Raw genomic sequence first — 16,935 nt, forward strand, 5'->3', positions numbered from 1 at the left:
AGCATTCATTACTTATCATAACCAGAATGCCCAACCGTTTAAATGGCGTAGGCCTGAAGTTAAAGGTAGTCAAATAAGAAATACAATAGCTAATTTACGCAATTAGACACTAGCATGAGCGCTTTATTGTATCAGGTGGATCACGCTGACTGCCTGTAGGAGTCCAGAAGCACGCGGAATGACATGGCAAGAAATTGATATCAATACCAAGACTTGGGTGATTCCATCCAGCAAGATGAAAGCAGGGCGAGAACATCGTGTGCCGTTAAACGATGAATGTACGGAGATATTAGCTAGGTTAAATCAATTTAAACCGGCTAGTGAAGATGGCATGGTGTTTCTACATCAACTCAGTGATGTGGCCGTTAGTAAAGCATTGAAGATCGTATCCTATCCTGAAGCTACCGTACATGGCCTGCGAAACTCATTTTGTGATTGGTGTGGAGACAATACTAATTTCCCAAGGGAGGTCTGTGAAGCAGCATTAACCCATGCAGTCGAGAATCAAACTGAAGCAGCCTATAGAAGAAGCGGTTTATTTGAAAAACGTCGTGATCTGATGATGCAGTGGGGAAAGTATTTGCATGGCTAAGCATTCCGGCATATTGATGTGAATTTCATGCGTGCTCATTAAACTATTAAAATTGTACCGGTTCAGTAATTTATAAGCAGTGGAGTGGTGGACTGTTAATCCGACGCTCACAGGTATGAGCCCTGATAGGAGGACCATTTATATGTAAGGCATTGTTTTATATAGAGGTGACTGAGCAGCTCTGATGCGTGAGCCTGAGTGACCGCCGAACTTATACTTTTGATGAATGTAGGGGTAGGCATTTATGATTCATTCGAGGAGGAATATATGCTTGTGACATTTAAAACTGATATTGGCGACATAACCATGTTTGGAGATGTTGCGCTTACCATGATTAAAATGATGGGACACAGCGCAACCATTCCAGGCGCTATTCTGGCGCGAGATGTTCCTATGGCGCTGAGCCGATTAAAAGCTAATATAGACGCAGAAAAGGCCTCACCGGCAGTTGAAGACGAGGATGAGGATGAACCGGTGGTGAGTATGGCTGATAGAGCACTGCCTCTGATTAATCTACTTACTGCTGCAGCAAAAGCTGAGTGTAACGTAATGTGGGAATAAATCGATATCGGAAGAAATAGGCTAAGTGGAAGGTCTATCCGCAGGAGCCATGCTAGGAGACTGCATACCAGAGCACAGCGACGTAATGGCATGAGGTACCCACCATTACAAACAAATGCCAGATGAAGTGACCGTATCGAAGGCGCGAATCTATCATAAAAAAAAACACGCCAACGGTGTAAGCCACGCCTCCTGCAACCAGCCATAGTAGGCCGGATGCAGGTATACGGGTATACAACGGATAAATTGAGATCAGAATGAGCCAACCCATAAGCAGATAAAAACTAACGGAAATGATGGGGTTGTGCATCTTATCAAACGCTTTCAGTACTACCCCGATTGCGGCAAGACTCCAAACGATCACAAGGAGTATCCAGCCCCACGCGTCACGAAGCACACCAAGCATGAACGGCGTGTAGGTGCCGGCGATAAGGAGAAAAATCGCGGAGTGTTCGATAATCTTAAACACACGCTTGGCCTTGCCTCGCGGCAAGGCGTGATAGAGCGTAGAAGCAAGATAAAGCAACACCATCGTTGCCACGAAGAGACTCGCACCGAGGATGAATCCCGTATCTGCGTGCTGCACTGCGTGCATAATAAGAAATGGAGTTGCTACAAGTGCTGCGACCAGCCCTATACCGTGGCTGATGCTGTTGGCGATCTCTTCCCCTCGGGACTGCTCACGTTCGGGTACTGCAAGCAATATGTTCACGATATTCCAATCTACGGTCTAACGCAGGTGTAGAAAACGACTTGATGGGTAAAACAATACCGTTTCCGGGAGGTACTTGAACTTGGTTTTTCGTCGATCGAAGATAATCGAATACACAGCATTTTGAGCTCTGTCGCATTAACCATCTGGTAACAAATTTGATATTCTAAGTTCCTTTCAACAAGGAAGTGTAATTCAATCTGCTCTGTCAATATCCCTGTTTCCATTTACTGTAACCTACATTGCATATTAATCCAATATATTATGCGCCTTACTCACTCATGGTTATTACTTTCCTTTATTTATATTGTCAGAGTTTAACAACCTATCCAGTTTTTTGGGTATCACTTCATTAAGTTCCATACCTGTACCTTAGTACACCTGTACCTTAGTACAATACTAAACATCATAGAGAATGTAGATACTCCGGCAGTAGCAATTTTTTTGCTACTGATTTTTTGCTACTGATTTAGTTTTAATGAATGTATTTTCCTATACGCTGACTGGTGCGTCTGGCATGACGCGGACGCATATAGCAGCATCAACCTTTTTGGAGAGAACGTCATATGAAAACTATCATTGCAAGGAGTTTTGTGGCCAAATTGGGCCGCTTGTGTGTGGCCGGAGGCATTACCGGCGCCGTCCTGCTCACCCCCGCCGCGGTCAATGCCGGTGCACTATTGAAGACGGACCTTCAGCTTGTCGCCGGCGAAAACCCCAGCCTGCCGAAGTGCGATCCGGTGGTAGCGGAGACTTGCGCCGCGGGCGATGCGCGTTTGCTCAATGGGCCGATCGTTAGGGTTACCGTTGGGAACCTGAACCCGAACCACTTCCCGGCGGGTCCCGCGTGCAGCGCGGATATCGTTGCTGGAGGCATCCACGTCACAGGGCTTCATTTGGTTGCGGACGTTGCGCCAGACGGAAGACCCACAACGGCTGCGGACATAAAGAAACCCGGCACCGTCAAAATTGGCGACCCAGTCCACGTGACTATAAAGTGCACCTTTAACAACAAGGCCGGCGTGGTCCAGCACCACCAAACCATATGGGGGGGAACCTTCTAAGTAGCCAAAGCACGTCATTATAAGATGAAACCATGCCGGTGATCGGGATGACCCTCATCGCCGGCAGCATGTAAAATTTATTGATCTTTGCAAAATTCACAATATCGCTTGTATCCGCCGTCCCCGTCTGCGCGAGAATGACGGGGTCAGTTTTGTAGTTGTTAAGATTTACGTAAAGCTCAATAATGACGCCCGCTACCCGCCGATTGCCATTGAGGTTGTGTCCGATTGCGGATGAGCGCCTGGCGCGCAGCCAGGATGGGCAAGTGGTATTGACGCTGAAGACGCCTTATCGGGATGGCACGATCCATATCGTGATGTCGCCACTGGAATTCATGCAACGGCTGGCTGTGCTGGTTCCTCGGCCAAGGCTCAACCTCATTCGCTTCCATGTTCGATCCCGTCTGATTCGTGGCTCATCTTTTTCAGCACACTTCCTGATTAAGCTGACCATTCCGCTTGAGCGTCTTTCGTGTAATTAACAAAAAACGATCAAAAATCAACACTATTGGCTGATGGTATGACACAAATTTTGTGAATTACGGATTAATTGCCGGTATGTATGGTTGACAACCAAATCGCTCCCGAGTACATTCAGCTTTGGTGTAAAAGGGCGTTTATTTTTCCTATACACCGCGCCACCGCGGAATTCAAGTGAGGCGCGGGATAGTCCTTTCGGACTAGGAAACCAGCCGGCCAAGACTATCGAACCTGTCGCAATGCGGGCATAGAGAGCGGAGACGGTGTCGTTTCTCCCCACACCAACTACAAAGGAGGAACCGATGAAGACGAGGAACATCCTGATCGCTTTGCCCCTGCTCTTTTGGGGCGCGCTTTCGATTCCGGCAATGGCCGATGAATTCCCTCGGTCAGCGACCTTCTCCTCTCTGGTCACGACGGACCTCAACATCGAAGGCTTGACGGGGGACGATCGGGGAAATCTCTACACACCAACACGCCCGGCGGGCGGTGATTGCGCGGTGCTTCGTTTCGATAGCAACATCGCAATCCCGCTGCCGGTGACAGTCGGTCGCATTCCCGCGCCGTGTGCGCCCCTGGGTCTTGCTTTCGACCACACCGGCCGACTCTACGTGACGGAACCCAACTCCGGCAAGATTTTCAGCTTCCTTCCCGATGCCAGCACTCCGCCCCTCGCTACGGAGTTCGCCTCCGGCGTGCCGGGTGCCAACGGCGTTGCCTTCGACCGCGATGACAACCTCTGGGTGAGCGACGGTACCACCGGCCAGGGGCGCGTGTGGAAAATCACGCCAGCTGGCGCCGTGACCGAGGAGTTTCGCATTCAGCCCATGGCGAACGACGCCATTCTGGACGCTGCGAACGTTGGTGGTGTCGGCCGTGATGTCCGGACCCTGCCGCCGGGAATGATCACGTTCACGCCGGCGCCCCCTACGGCTCCACACACGGCTACGAACACGGCGGGCTCCCAGCCCCTAGTGGCAAACGGCCTGGCGTTCAACAAGGACGGAGACCTCTTCGTCTCCGACACCGCGCGCGGTGCACTGTGGAAAGTGAAGCTCGACCGCCACGGCAATGTCCAGAGCAGGATGAATTGCGATACCACCTTTACCCCTAATACGCTGTGCCTCGATAACATTTTCGTTGCTCACCCCCTGCTGGAAGGCGCGGACGGGATCGCTCTCGACCGCGCCAGCAATATCTGGGTCGATGCCAACGAGCGTAACGCGGTGATCGTGGTGACGAGCAATGGCAAGGTGATCGAAGTGTTTCGCAACGCGCCCGATACCCTCACGGGCCTGCGCAACACCGGCCCGTTGGAGTTCAACACCAGCCCGGTTCTGTCGGACCGCAGGTTCTGCACGGTCAATCTCGACGCCGCCCGCCGCGACAACTTTCCCAACGACGCCGGAGAAATAAAACCAACGGGTCCGCAGCGCGGCAAGATTTCCTGCATGGACCAGCAGCTGTTCATAGGGGGCGAGCCGTTGCCGGTGCGGTGATCGGATCGCGAATCGAAAAAGGAGGAGCACATGAAAAAGACCCTAGGATTTACTGGAGATGTATTTAAAGCTACTTATGTTGGATCAATAAAAGATATCTCGACAGAAAAAATAATAGTAAATCCAATTAGTTTTCCTGAAGTTCCAATAAGTATTGTTTTTCATTCAGACACTGAAGCAACTATTGATTCATCCGGAGCTTGCCCCACCTGTATCACAATTTTCCCTTTTGGAAAACTTAAAAAAATATTTAAATAAAAGTTATTGAGATGAATTGACAGAAAGCGCAAACACAATTTCTCTGTACAAGCTCTTTTTTGTTACCTACGCTGTTTTTTGGCCGTCAGTGATCAAAATCTCTATGTTTGGAAAAACAAGCTAGACAAAATAGAGTAGGTTTATGGAGTTTACCGGATGCTCAGCAGATCCTACCTTGGGAATGGCGGAAAATAAGGTGATAAGGTTGAAACCTGACTACTTTAGATTTGTAGGTGCAGTAATGAAAAAAAAGGGGTTGTCCGCTTCCTTTTCATCATAGTCTACCTATTTTTCCTACTTCCAGCTTATTCAACTGAAATTCAAAACCAGATTCTGAAAAATTTGGAACCCAACAGTATTACGATCATTGGGGAATCCCATAGACAGCCTGACTCTATCTAGTCAACGATTTCTATTTCTGAGACAAATGACATCGAACTCAGTCCAAAAAGATTTCTCACAGAGAATCGTTCACTAAAGTATATTCTTACCATTGCCCCTATTTTTAGACATTTGACAGCAAAATCAAATAAATCAGGGTCATCCATAACAAAATGGCGGAAACTACTTCCACCGCTTCCCATCTGGATTGTCATGAAATAACTTCTCAATAAATCTTTATTCTCAATCACATTGACTATTCTACCAAACTCAATACCAGAGGATATTTCAGGATCATTGGTATGAATCCTGCCAATAAAATGGGTTTGCTCCAGTGTTTGGTTTTTGTCTACCGGATAGATTGTCACTAATTCGTTAGTTGCAGAACAGGAAAGTAATGCATTTTTTTTGGGTGTTTTGAATTCAAGCACAACATTATTACCAATAAACTTTTCAATCTCTTCATAACGGTCTTTTTCAAAACAAAACTGCCACGGATTAGAAACTAAATTAGGTGGTTGATTGCCAAAACTGACAAAAGTTATGCTGTCATAGCCAAGTAACACCTCACCAATATAGGCATTGTTAAAAGTTCTTTCAAGAGCTACTCTACTCAATCGCCCAGAGGAATAACCTTTCGTATCAATAATTAACAAACTTGCAAAAATCGGTTCAGTGATGAGAGTCAGAATCAGAACCCATAGTAAAAGAAAAGAACGGATATTAAAAAAGTAACATTTTTTCATCAAAATTCTTATGCCAAATGTGCCCAATTAATTGATTTTTTTATCAGAATTTATCTTTATGATCGAAAATAATCGCTGAAAATAAATTTAGTCATGGTGGACTGTTTCAGCCTTTTTAACCAACTGCATAAGCAGTAAGAGCAAGCATCATAACCAAATCGTACACTATTCCTATGATATTTATCTGGATTAAGCTTGCTTCATTCGTTGCATATGATTGAAATGACTTCATGAACCAAGCGAAGTCGACGGCCTTGTATCGGCAACCCAACCCAGTAAACCGAATTATCCTATTAGGTGCCAGTAATTTGACCTTGTCTTTGCCCTTGGTCATTCAGCAAATTCAGCATCATTGTGGTGGACCCAGTGAAGTGCTGGTTGCTGCGGGGCATGGTCGTTCTTATGGTCAGAGCAGTCAAGTGCTGATACGCGAATTGCCGAGTATTATTGCCAGCGGTTTATGGACAGAGCTCGATGCGGGTGAAGCGCGACCTACTTATGCTTTTTTGACAGATATCGGCAACGATATTCTCTACGGATACCTACCTCACCAAATCCTGCAATGGGTCACCTGGTGTGTCGAGCAATTGCAGAAGCAGTCAGCGTATATTGTGATGACCAATCTGCCGATTGTATCGATTGAATCACTGTCAGAATGGCGTTATCAACTTTTTCGGAATCTGTTTTATCCCTCTTGCCAGCTTTCCAGAAATGAAGCGGTTGAGCGGGCAAAGGCAGTCCATCAGGATTTGATTGAGTTGGCAGCACATAAGCAATTTGTGCTTTGTGAACAGAAACCGGAATGGATGAGTGCTGATGGTATTCATTATGCATACTGGAAACGACATACGTTATATCAGCATATTTGTACACATTTCTGCGCGACTCGTGATCAATCAGGTTTTGCTGCGGACAAACAGTCATTTTCTCAGCATTGGCAGCAACGTCCACGATTTGCTTACAAGAAAGTGTTAGGAAAAGAGAAACATTGTCTACAACCCAGTGGATTATTAACAGATAAAACAATCGTTTCCCTGTATTGAGCAAAAAAGCTCATTCTCCATTAAAGGATAGTATATTTTATACTAATCCGATTTGTGCAATCTTTTGCATTTATACAACTTACCTTGTAAGTTATTGGTTATAGCACCAAAGTACAATCGAATCTTCTGAAGTTTGTGCGATGATAACCAAATGCAACCCTGCTCCATGATTGCATGTCAGTACTTTCAGGCGCATACCGAATCTCTTGAGTACATTGGAGTACATTGCAATAATGCAAAATAAATTGGTTATTTTTCCTACACTCATCCAGGTGCTATTATCCAGCCGGTGCCCAATGTCTCGGGCAAACCGTTTGAGTGCTTGCGCGCCTGAATATTTTGTTCGCCTGTTACTTTTGCTGCTGGCTCTGCTACTGGGGCTGTTCGCGCCAGCACAAGCCGATGAACTATTGCTTGAACGTGGACTGAGTGGTGTGGTGATCAACAAGCGGATGGCAGCAGCGACCGATGACACTGCACGACTACCTTGGTCACAAATCCTGGCTGAACCGCAACGCTTTATTCCAGCAAGCGGCTGGAGCGGAGCTGGTTTAGGATCAGAGGCCCACTGGTTGCGGTTAGACTTTCGCCGGACTGAGGTTGAACGCGGTGCACCGTGGTGGCTGGTAGTTGAACCGCTCAATCTCTACGATCTGCGTTTGTACCGCCGCAATGCATTCGGAGAATTCGAGGAACTCGCCTCTGGCGAGCGAGTGCCGTTCGCAGCGGGGCGCGAGCGCGAATGGCGCCAATACGCTTTTATTCTGCCTGAGCAAGGCCCCGTCTATCTACGTGCCTATGACCCCGCTGGTGCAAGCTTTCCAGTAGCATTGTGGCACCAGGATGATCTTGAGGACCATGAGCATTTGGGTGAATTGCTGCTGGGCAGTATCTACGGTGCACTGCTGGCTATGTGCCTCTACAATCTTTTTCTGGCACTGAGTTTGCGCAGCCAAACTTACGGCTGGTATGTTGCAACAACTATAACACTGGGTATTTTCCTGGCCCATCTGCATGGTCACACTGCTCAATGGTGGTGGCGGGACTGGCCACAGTGGGTAGCCATGGGGCGGATTGTGTTGCCCAGTCTGTGGGGGCTGACTCTGACTGGTTTCATTATGAGTTTCTTTCGTACCAGCACGTTTCTCCCTAGCGCCCACCGGTTGTTGCAGGTCATCATGCTGAGTTATCTGCTTATCATCACGATGCGTCTGGCTGGCCTGCAAGCGCTACCATCTGTGGTGCTGACTGCGCTATCGTTACCAGTTGCGGCTTTAGTACTTTATATTGCAATCCGGCGCTGGCATCAGGGCATGGCGGCAGCGCGCTATTTTTTGGCTGCTTACACCTTGCTACTGGCTAGTTCAGTCATTTTTCTGTTACGCAGCAGTGGATGGCTGATGCCTAACCCCCTGACTGAAGTAGCTCTACCAGCGGCGGCCACTTTTGCGAGCCTGATATTCTCTCTGGTGCTGACAGGACGCATCAAGAGCCTTCGTTATGAAAGTGAAGCAGCCTTTACCGACGAATTAACTGGTCTGCCTAACCGTCGCGCGCTCGAACAGCGCTTCAAGCTATATACTGAAAGCGAGACTGATCATGGTTTCAGTCTGTTGACTGTGGATCTAGATAAGTTCAAGCCTGTCAACGATCAATGGGGTCATGCCGAAGGCGATCAGGTACTGCGTGCCTTGGCCCAGCGCATGCAGGCTTGTGTGAGGCAAGAGGATCTGGTGGCGCGTGTGGGTGGTGATGAATTTGTTGTGCTGCTTTCACCGTCGGCCAGTCCGCGCATCGTCACGACTGTAATCAAACGACTGCTGGAAGCAACGCACGAGTCAGTTCATGTCGGCACACGCAGCCACAGCCTATCGGCCAGCGTGGGGCTAGCACACTATCCCGACCATGGTCGCACTCTTTCCGAGCTGAGCCGCCTTGCAGATATGGCTATGTACGAAGCCAAGCGGGCTGGCGGTGATACTTGGCGTGAGGTGTGAATAGTCTGAATGTATTTAATAAGCAAAAATGCAGCTAAATCAATGAGGTTTTGTGTAATGATCAGCAAAGATAACTTTGCTCTAAAGTATTTACCATTGTTCCTGGTTTTGCATTATTCCATTTCCAAATTAAACATGACGCAAGAGCGAGCCGCAGACAGTATAAATAATACGGCAAGGAGAAGACGACAAAATCAGGATTGATTTAGAAATGGAATTACATCGTAGATACATTTCAATTTTATAAAAAGATTGTTTATTTTTGATGCCTCAATAGCACAAAGGGAACCCGACTCTCATGATCCGTGACATCCCCTTTCCATCCTTAACCTCAACTCGATCTGCTCTCAACCGTGCTTATCTCTACGATGAGGCTGAGCAGCTTAATCGCCTGCTTCCACTCGTCCAGCTCCATGAGCGTGAACAGGCGCAAGTAGAGGCGCTGGCGCGGCAGTTGGTGAACATGGTGCGCAGCAAGGAATGGGTGGAGGGTGGCATTGAGGCATTGCTGCATGAATATGACCTCAGTACCCAGGAAGGTGTGTTGCTGATGTCTCTGGCTGAAGCACTGCTGCGTATCCCTGATGCTGCGACCGCTGACCGGCTGATCCAGGATAAACTCTCTAGCGCTGAATGGGAGCGCCACCTTGGGCATAGCTCTTCATTCTTTGTCAATGCTACCACCTGGGGTATGCTGTTGACAGGAAGAATCGTCAGGCTAGAGGAGTCTTCTTCGCTGTTCAGTCGTCTTATCGGTCGCAGCGGCGAGCCAGTAATCCGGTTAGCGATCAAGCAAGCGATGCGCCTCATCGGCCATCAATTCGTCATGGGCAGTACCCTTGACGAAGCACTGAAGCACAGCCGAGAGGATAGTAACAGGCGTTACCACTATTCTTTTGACATGCTCGGTGAGGCGGCGCTCACCGCTGCCGATGCAGAGCGCTATTTTGCTGATTATTATCATGCCATTACTGCGCTGGGCGAACAGATCAGTCCTGACGACTTATTTGACCGTCCTGGCATTTCGGTGAAACTTTCTGCGCTCCATCCTCGGTATGAATACACCAAGCGCGAGCAAGTGCTGGACGAATTGTCACCGCGCTTGCTGGAACTGGCGCTTGCCGCCAAGGCTGCCAACATCAGCATGACCATTGACGCGGAAGAAACAGAACGGCTCGATCTCTCGCTCGATCTATTTGAAACCGTATATCGTAACGAAGCGCTCACCGGTTGGCATGGTTTCGGCCTGGCAGTGCAAGCTTATCAGAAACGAGCCATTCATGTGATCGACTGGCTGACGCAACTGGCCAGCGAGTGCAAACGCCAGATTCCTGTCCGCCTTGTGAAAGGAGCCTACTGGGATACAGAAATTAAACAAGCGCAGGAACGTGGTCTCGTCGGTTATCCGGTATTCACGCGCAAGGTGGCGACCGATATTTCCTATCTGGCTTGTGCTCGCCGGATCCTCGACAGTGGCGAGCTCTTTTATCCTCAATTTGCTACCCATAATGCCCGCACTGTTGCTACCGTCATCGTCATGGCTGGGCAGCAATCTTTCGAGTTCCAGCGTTTGCATGGGATGGGCGAGGCGCTCTATAGCGCCGTATTCGATGAATACCCTCAGATCAAATGCCGCGTTTATGCACCCGTCGGCAACTACCAGGAGCTGTTACCATACCTGGTGCGGCGGCTACTGGAGAATGGTGCTAATAGCTCTTTCGTCAATCAGATTGCTAATGAACAGATCACTGTAGAGGAAATCATTGTTGATCCGGTTAGTGAACTGGAACATCATGCCCAGCGTATCCCTTTGCCACGCCAACTTTACGGTAAAGAACGACTTAACTCCAGTGGCCTCAATCTCGCAGATCTCGATGCACAAATACATCTCGACCAGGCATTGGAAGAAGCATGCAAGCAGTCATGGCATGCCGCACCGATAGTTGATGGCCATATACTTACAGGAAGCGGCCAAACCATTCTCAATCCCGCCGACCATACCGATGTCGTAGGTGAAGTGATTCTCGCTGATAGTAGCGCAGTTGACCAAGCGCTCAATGCTGCTTACGACGCTGCGCCAAAATGGGCCAATAGCAGCGCCAGCGAACGTGCCACCTTGTTGGAGCGAACTGCCGATCTGCTTGAAGCACAGCACGCTGAATTGATGTCGCTCATTATTCGTGAGGGTGGGCGCACCATTCATGACGCGCTTAGTGAAGTGCGCGAAGCCATTGATTTCTGCCGCTATTATGCAGCGCAGGCGCGCCGCCATTTTGCTCATTCCGTTACATTGCCTGGTATCACGGGTGAAAGTAATCAATTACGATTGGCTGGGCGTGGTGTATTCATTTGTATCAGCCCATGGAATTTCCCTGTCTCCATTTTCACTGGCCAGATTACTGCCGCACTTGCTGCGGGCAACAGCGTTATAGCCAAACCCGCAGGTCTTACGCCTTTATGTGGCGCGTACATAGTGCGCCTGCTGCACGAAGCAGGTATTCCTAAAGAAGTGCTCCATTTCATTCCTGGTAGTGGCAGCAAAATTGGCATGAAGCTGGTAAGCGATGCTCGCATTGCTGGTGTCGTTTTCACCGGTTCTACCAGCACCGCGCGCCAGATCAATCAGACTCTGGCTCAAGGTGAGCGCATTCTTCCCTTTATTGCTGAAACCGGCGGCCAGAACTGCATGATCGTCGATAGCTCCGCGTTGCTGGAACAGGTGGTGAAAGATGTTATTACTTCCGCCTTCAACAGTGCTGGGCAACGCTGTTCAGCACTGCGCGTGCTGTTCCTGCAACAGGAAGTGGCGGCGCAGATCATGGAAATGCTCAGCGGCGCCATGGATGAACTGCGTATCGGCAATCCCATGCGCCTCAACACCGACATTGGCCCCATTATCAGTCTTTCAGCCTGCGACGAACTGCAACGACACTGTGAACGGATGGATCAGGAGGCGCATCTGATCAAGGCCATGCCCCTCCCGCAAGGCAGGGAGCAGGGTAGCTACTTCGCTCCGCGTATTTACGAAATCGAAAGGCTCAGCCAACTCCAGCATGAAGTGTTCGGCCCTATCCTTCATATCATTCGCTATCAGGCCAGCCACTTAAATGAAGTAGTCGAAGCTATCAACCACAGCGGCTACGGCCTCACACTCGGCATCCATAGCCGCATCAACTCAACCATCAACTACATTACCCGACACGCCCATTGCGGCAACACCTACGTCAACCGCAACATGATCGGCGCCGTAGTTGGCTCCCAACCCTTCGGTGGTGAAGGACTCTCCGGCACTGGGCCCAAAGCCGGCGGCCCCCACTACCTGCAACGCTTTGCTACCGAACGCGTAGTCACCATCAATACGGCTGCGGTAGGGGGTAATGTGGCATTGTTATCGCAGGGTAGAGTTGATAAAAAATAGAATTTTTATTTTGGATAATCAATAACCAGTATTAAATACAAAGGCGAATACGTTTACCATATCGTATTTGACGACGGTGTTTCAGGTGATATCGATTTTGCAGAATACCTAAATAAAGGACCGATTTTCGAACTACTCAAAAATAAAGAATTATTCGAGAAGGCGACAATAGAAGGAGGTACCATAGCTTGGCCGAACGGCACAGATGTTGCTCCAGAAACACTATATTAATACAAAGATTAAATACAAAGGCGAATACGTTTACCATCTCGTATTTTACGGCGGTGTTTCAGGTGATATCGATTTCGCGGAATACCCAAATAAAGGACCGATTTTCGAACCACTCAAAAATAAAGAGTTATTCGAGAAGGCGACAATAGAAGGAGGTACCATAGCCTGGCCGAATGGCGCAGATGTTGCTCCAGAAACACTATATAAAAAACTTAAGCGCTAATAAAGCGCATCAAGAGCAAAAGATAAGATTGGATCCTTTTATTTACAATGTTTGAAATTGCAGCGTATTTTAATATTCATTACAGTACTGTTAGTCGGTCAATTCGTTCATTTTGCAAGATGCAATGACTGACACCTTTTCTCTTCATTATGGACCCCGCCCCTAGCTCAGGCTCGAGGGAAACTTCTATTTACACTATTTAATAGAAAAAATGGATATTGGAATCTATATAGAGAACTGTAAAGATATAAAACTTACTGGTAATCGATTTCATAACATCGATAGACCAGTAGTTGCTAAAAATACAAAAGGGTTAATGGCTAGAGGCAATGTGGCAACATATGACGAAAATCAGTTTCGACTAAAACCAGTGGTCATTGCAGTTAAGCGAACAATTTATGGATAAGAAAAAGCCAATGTTTGATTTAGAATCTTGTGAAGACGTTGATCTACAGGAAAATAAAACATCTTCTGACTCTTTAGTTAAAGCTAAAAACACAAAGCAATTACGAGCAATCAGAAACGAAACTGGTATTAATGGCACTAAAGCTAATGACGCTATATCTTGGCATAACACTTTATGGGGTAAAGTCATACTGGGCTTATTCATTGGTGGTATCCTGATAGTAGCAAGATTGCTTGTAGAGTCAGCTTAACTTGGGCTATAAGCAAACCATACACACATTCATGGCAAACTTAATTGAGCATGGTAATGTTGTCAGAGGCTCGCATCCGCCGCAACTGGCTTTTAATAGATATGTAGCCGTAATCGATGTCCTTGGGATGAAAGAGTGGTTGACGCGAGCGCCCGCACACGTAATTGCGGAGCAGCTTGACTACGCTCTAGAAGCGAGCGAACAGTCTTCATGCGGTAAGATCGATAACCAGTCTTACGGTCCGTTGATTGGGACAACTCATTTTTCTGATTCATTGCTTGCGTGGTCGCCTGATGACTCATGGGCGAGTCTAGCTGTGCTGTGTGAGGCATTGAAGCTAATTGTAGCGACTGCGCTCGAATCAGGTGTCCCTTTGCGCGGCTCGATCGCACACGGAGAAGCAGTATGCAATAAGCAGATGCTGCGTTTCGTTGGTCAGCCGATAGCAGAAGCATACTTATGGTCTGAAAAAACGCGTCCGTACAGAAGCGTGGGCGTGGATCTGACACCGTGCAGTATAGCTACTGTGCGCCGGAAACTTGTCAATGAACCATTGCCTGCTTGTTGGAGCCATACTCATAACGGGATTTCTCAATCTGTCTTAACGCGATCAGCCTGCATATCCGAAGGGTTAATCTGGTACCGAGACTGCTTATTTGTTAACCACTGGGCACATGGAATTTTCACTGGCGCTGACCCATCCGCGATGTTTCTTCGGAGGGGGCTAAAGGATGGAGAGAATAGCCGCAAAATGCTTGCGGAGATGATGAAATTCTTTGAGTTCGCTCGTGAGGAGCAAAAGCACATGTGGATGGCTGATGATTTTACTACACAGAATTCTCAAGATTTCCAGACTACGTTCAATGAACTTGCCGCACAACTTTTATTTCTTGAACAAGTGCGGAACGACCGTGATCCATTTTGAGGCTGTTCAACGAACGCTGAGGCTAATAATGGGCTTATTGCATCACGGACTTAAACAAAATTCAAAAAGTTGAGCAAAAAAGGCGAGAAATTGGATTTTAGAATATGATTCTAGTACTACGGTTTTACCTGCAACGGGTACTCACCGCCCCCTCGTTTCAGCGCACAGAACATCTTATGAGATATCTTACTATCTTGAACAATAGGCAGCTTCTAGTTTACTTACCATTCATTAAAAAGAGTAAGAGTAAAAAAGGTGTCAGTCATTGTATGGTGCATAAGGTGTATTTATGGTACGTAGCCATAAATGAATATAGAGAAAAATGGTTTTATTAGTGGGTACAAAAACATATTATTTTAAAACAAAGTGATAGTATTCATATTACCAAGCGATCGAAGAAATTGCTCAAGAAATCAATGGTCGAAATTGTTGTCGGCATTACTGATAGAGGAGGGCAATGAATGCAATATACAAAACGGGACATTATCCGATGTTCGAAATTGCAGCGTATTTTAATGTTCATTGCAGTACTGTTAGCCGGTCAATTCGTTCAGTTTGCAATATGCAATGATTGACACCTTTTCTGTAAACTAATTTATGATTCACGAGAGGTATACTGCTTATGTCAACTGACTTAAACAATGGATAGCAAAATTTCATGATGTGGTAACACGTTATCTTGCAAATTACCTGGAATAACATAAATTGCTGGATCGTCTTAGTAAAAATATTACGCCAACTATTTTTTCTTACGTCTCTTGGAAAAATAAGACATTTTCAACAGTTAATGTGACATAGCTTTATTTTTCCTGTGCTCCGCCCGGATTAAATTTGAATATGCAGGTAATTCCATTTCCAAATCAAACATGACGCGAAGGCGAGCCGCAGACAGTATAAATAATACGGCAAGGAGAAGCCGACAATGTCAGGTTTGATTTAGAAATGGAATAAGATAATGGTTCTACCGACATTTGACTAATAATTAACTTCTTTAGCATATAGGGTGGTATTCAGACAATGTCAGAATTCTTTATTAACTACGGATTATTTTTGGCGAAAACCGTAACAATTGTAGTTGCTATTGTAGCGGTGGCACTGTTCTTCGCGTTTATGTCCAGCAGAAAGCGATTAGGCAAAAAAGAGTCTATTGAAATTAAAAAATTGAATAAAAAATATGATGATATGGCGATGGCGATGAACGCCAGCATGTTACATAAAAAGGAATTAAAAAAATATCTAAAAGAGGAAAAAGAAAAACTAAAAGGAATTGTTACAGGTACAAATAATGGCGCCCAAAAAAAGCGCATCTATGTGTTGAATTTTCACGGTGATATTCGTGCTTCGGCCGTATCGTCACTGAGAGAGGAGATTACTGCTATTTTGACGGTGGCTACTGAAAACGATGAGGTGTTTGTGCGATTGGAAAGCGGTGGTGGCATAGTCCATGGGTATGGGCTGGGGGCGTCCCAGCTTATGCGTATTCGGAAGAAAAACATTCCACTCACAGTTTCAGTCGATAAAGTCGCTGCCAGTGGTGGTTATATGATGGCATGTGTCGGGAGTCGTATTATGGCCGCGCCATTTTCTATCATAGGTTCCATTGGCGTAATTGCCCAGATACCCAATTTTAATAAGGTATTGAAAAAGCACGATATTGAATTTGAAAAGTTTACAGCAGGTGAATTTAAAAGAACTGTGACCATGTTTGGTGAAAATACAAATGAAGCGAAGGCTAAATTTCGTGAAGAAATAGAGGATATTCACCTGTTGTTTAAAGATTTTATTGTTCAGCACCGGCCCGAAGTCGACATCGTTCAGGTCTCTACCGGTGAAAGTTGGCCCGGAATACGCGCATTGGAAAAGAAGCTGGTCGATGAGTTGAAAACCAGTGATGACTACTTGCTGGAAAGCAGCAAAGACGCCGAGATTTATGAAATTAAATACGTGAGCAAGAAATCATTGAGTGAAAAAATGGAGCTCCAGATTCAGCGACTTTTCGACAAAGCGCAATATGGTTGATCGTTACGCCAAGTTTGCAATTGAAAATCTGGCATTAGCTGCATCCAGAATTGAATCGACACGAGGCGTAAAATTATTTATTAGACTTTCACGATTTCGTTACGTTATGAATACGGATAAAACGAGTGAG

General features: G+C 46.7%; 16 protein-coding genes and 1 pseudogene. 14 read left to right on the forward strand and 3 right to left on the reverse strand.

Features of this window, described 5'->3' with window-relative positions:
- The first annotated feature begins 139 nt into the window (after positions 1-139).
- Together R2Q26_RS05185 and R2Q26_RS05190 are read left to right on the forward strand one after the other, a co-directional pair.
- Entirely contained in the window at positions 140-592 is a 453-nt protein-coding gene (locus R2Q26_RS05185) for a site-specific integrase (protein WP_317535379.1), read from the forward strand.
- A 267-nt stretch (positions 593-859) separates the two neighbouring features.
- A complete protein-coding gene (locus tag R2Q26_RS05190) occupies positions 860-1,153 on the forward strand; it encodes a DUF1840 domain-containing protein (protein ID WP_317535380.1) in 294 nt (97 codons plus the stop codon).
- A 52-nt stretch (positions 1,154-1,205) separates the two neighbouring features.
- On the opposite strand, the gene trhA is transcribed toward R2Q26_RS05190, so the two are convergent.
- Positions 1,206-1,865, reverse strand: coding sequence for a PAQR family membrane homeostasis protein TrhA (gene trhA / locus R2Q26_RS05195; RefSeq protein WP_317535296.1), 660 nt, complete (start codon positions 1,863-1,865; stop codon positions 1,206-1,208).
- A 566-nt stretch (positions 1,866-2,431) separates the two neighbouring features.
- Between trhA and R2Q26_RS05200 the strand changes: the two genes are divergently transcribed.
- Positions 2,432-2,929, forward strand: coding sequence for a hypothetical protein (locus R2Q26_RS05200; RefSeq protein ID WP_317535297.1), 498 nt, complete (start codon positions 2,432-2,434; stop codon positions 2,927-2,929).
- Between the two features lie 185 nt (positions 2,930-3,114).
- A pseudogene (locus R2Q26_RS05205) lies at positions 3,115-3,321 on the forward strand (transposase); the annotation flags it as partial.
- 113 nt (positions 3,322-3,434) lie between these two features.
- On the opposite strand, the gene R2Q26_RS05210 reads toward R2Q26_RS05205, so the two are convergent.
- Positions 3,435-3,689, reverse strand: coding sequence for a hypothetical protein (locus tag R2Q26_RS05210; protein WP_317535299.1), 255 nt, complete (start codon positions 3,687-3,689; stop codon positions 3,435-3,437).
- Between the two features lie 22 nt (positions 3,690-3,711).
- Here R2Q26_RS05210 and R2Q26_RS05215 point away from each other — a divergent pair, with 22 nt between their 5' ends.
- The gene (locus tag R2Q26_RS05215; protein WP_317535300.1) at positions 3,712-4,908 is read left to right on the forward strand and encodes an SMP-30/gluconolactonase/LRE family protein; all 1,197 of its coding nucleotides are present in this window, start codon (positions 3,712-3,714) and stop codon (positions 4,906-4,908) included.
- A 30-nt stretch (positions 4,909-4,938) separates the two neighbouring features.
- Positions 4,939-5,166 carry a hypothetical protein gene (locus tag R2Q26_RS05220; protein ID WP_317535301.1) on the forward strand — a complete coding sequence of 76 codons (228 nt, stop codon included), beginning with the start codon at positions 4,939-4,941 and terminating at the stop codon, positions 5,164-5,166.
- Between the two features lie 398 nt (positions 5,167-5,564).
- On the opposite strand, the gene R2Q26_RS05225 is transcribed toward R2Q26_RS05220, so the two are convergent.
- Positions 5,565-6,293 (reverse strand): hypothetical protein, encoded by a 729-nt coding sequence (locus R2Q26_RS05225; RefSeq protein ID WP_317535302.1) that lies wholly within the window; start codon positions 6,291-6,293, stop codon positions 5,565-5,567.
- A 230-nt stretch (positions 6,294-6,523) separates the two neighbouring features.
- On the opposite strand from R2Q26_RS05225, the gene R2Q26_RS05230 reads away from it, so the two are divergent.
- The 8 genes from R2Q26_RS05230 (at position 6,524) to sohB (ending at position 16,805) form a co-directional block, all read left to right on the forward strand.
- Entirely contained in the window at positions 6,524-7,336 is an 813-nt protein-coding gene (locus tag R2Q26_RS05230; RefSeq protein ID WP_317535303.1) for a hypothetical protein, read from the forward strand.
- 233 nt (positions 7,337-7,569) lie between these two features.
- The gene (locus tag R2Q26_RS05235) at positions 7,570-9,333 is read left to right on the forward strand and encodes a diguanylate cyclase (RefSeq protein ID WP_317535304.1); all 1,764 of its coding nucleotides are present in this window, start codon (positions 7,570-7,572) and stop codon (positions 9,331-9,333) included.
- Between the two features lie 298 nt (positions 9,334-9,631).
- Positions 9,632-12,751: a bifunctional proline dehydrogenase/L-glutamate gamma-semialdehyde dehydrogenase PutA gene (gene putA, locus R2Q26_RS05240; protein WP_317535305.1), complete on the forward strand. Its 3,120-nt coding sequence runs from the start codon at positions 9,632-9,634 to the stop codon at positions 12,749-12,751.
- Between the two features lie 60 nt (positions 12,752-12,811).
- On the forward strand, positions 12,812-12,982 hold the full coding sequence (locus R2Q26_RS15475; protein ID WP_411182321.1) for a DUF2442 domain-containing protein: 171 nt from the start codon (positions 12,812-12,814) through the stop codon (positions 12,980-12,982).
- Positions 12,957-13,205 carry a DUF2442 domain-containing protein gene (locus R2Q26_RS05245; RefSeq protein ID WP_317535306.1) on the forward strand — a complete coding sequence of 83 codons (249 nt, stop codon included), beginning with the start codon at positions 12,957-12,959 and terminating at the stop codon, positions 13,203-13,205. Before R2Q26_RS15475 ends, R2Q26_RS05245 begins: the two co-directional genes overlap by 26 nt.
- A gap of 398 nt (positions 13,206-13,603) precedes the next feature.
- Entirely contained in the window at positions 13,604-13,861 is a 258-nt protein-coding gene (locus tag R2Q26_RS05250) for a hypothetical protein (RefSeq protein ID WP_317535307.1), read from the forward strand.
- Between the two features lie 31 nt (positions 13,862-13,892).
- Entirely contained in the window at positions 13,893-14,786 is an 894-nt protein-coding gene (locus R2Q26_RS05255; RefSeq protein WP_317535308.1) for a hypothetical protein, read from the forward strand.
- 1,017 nt (positions 14,787-15,803) lie between these two features.
- On the forward strand, positions 15,804-16,805 hold the full coding sequence (gene sohB, locus R2Q26_RS05265) for a protease SohB (protein ID WP_317535309.1): 1,002 nt from the start codon (positions 15,804-15,806) through the stop codon (positions 16,803-16,805).
- Positions 16,806-16,935 lie beyond the last annotated feature (130 nt).

Source organism: Nitrosomonas sp. Is37, from assembly GCF_033063275.1.
In the GTDB taxonomy this organism is placed as follows: Bacteria; Pseudomonadota; Gammaproteobacteria; order Burkholderiales; family Nitrosomonadaceae; genus Nitrosomonas.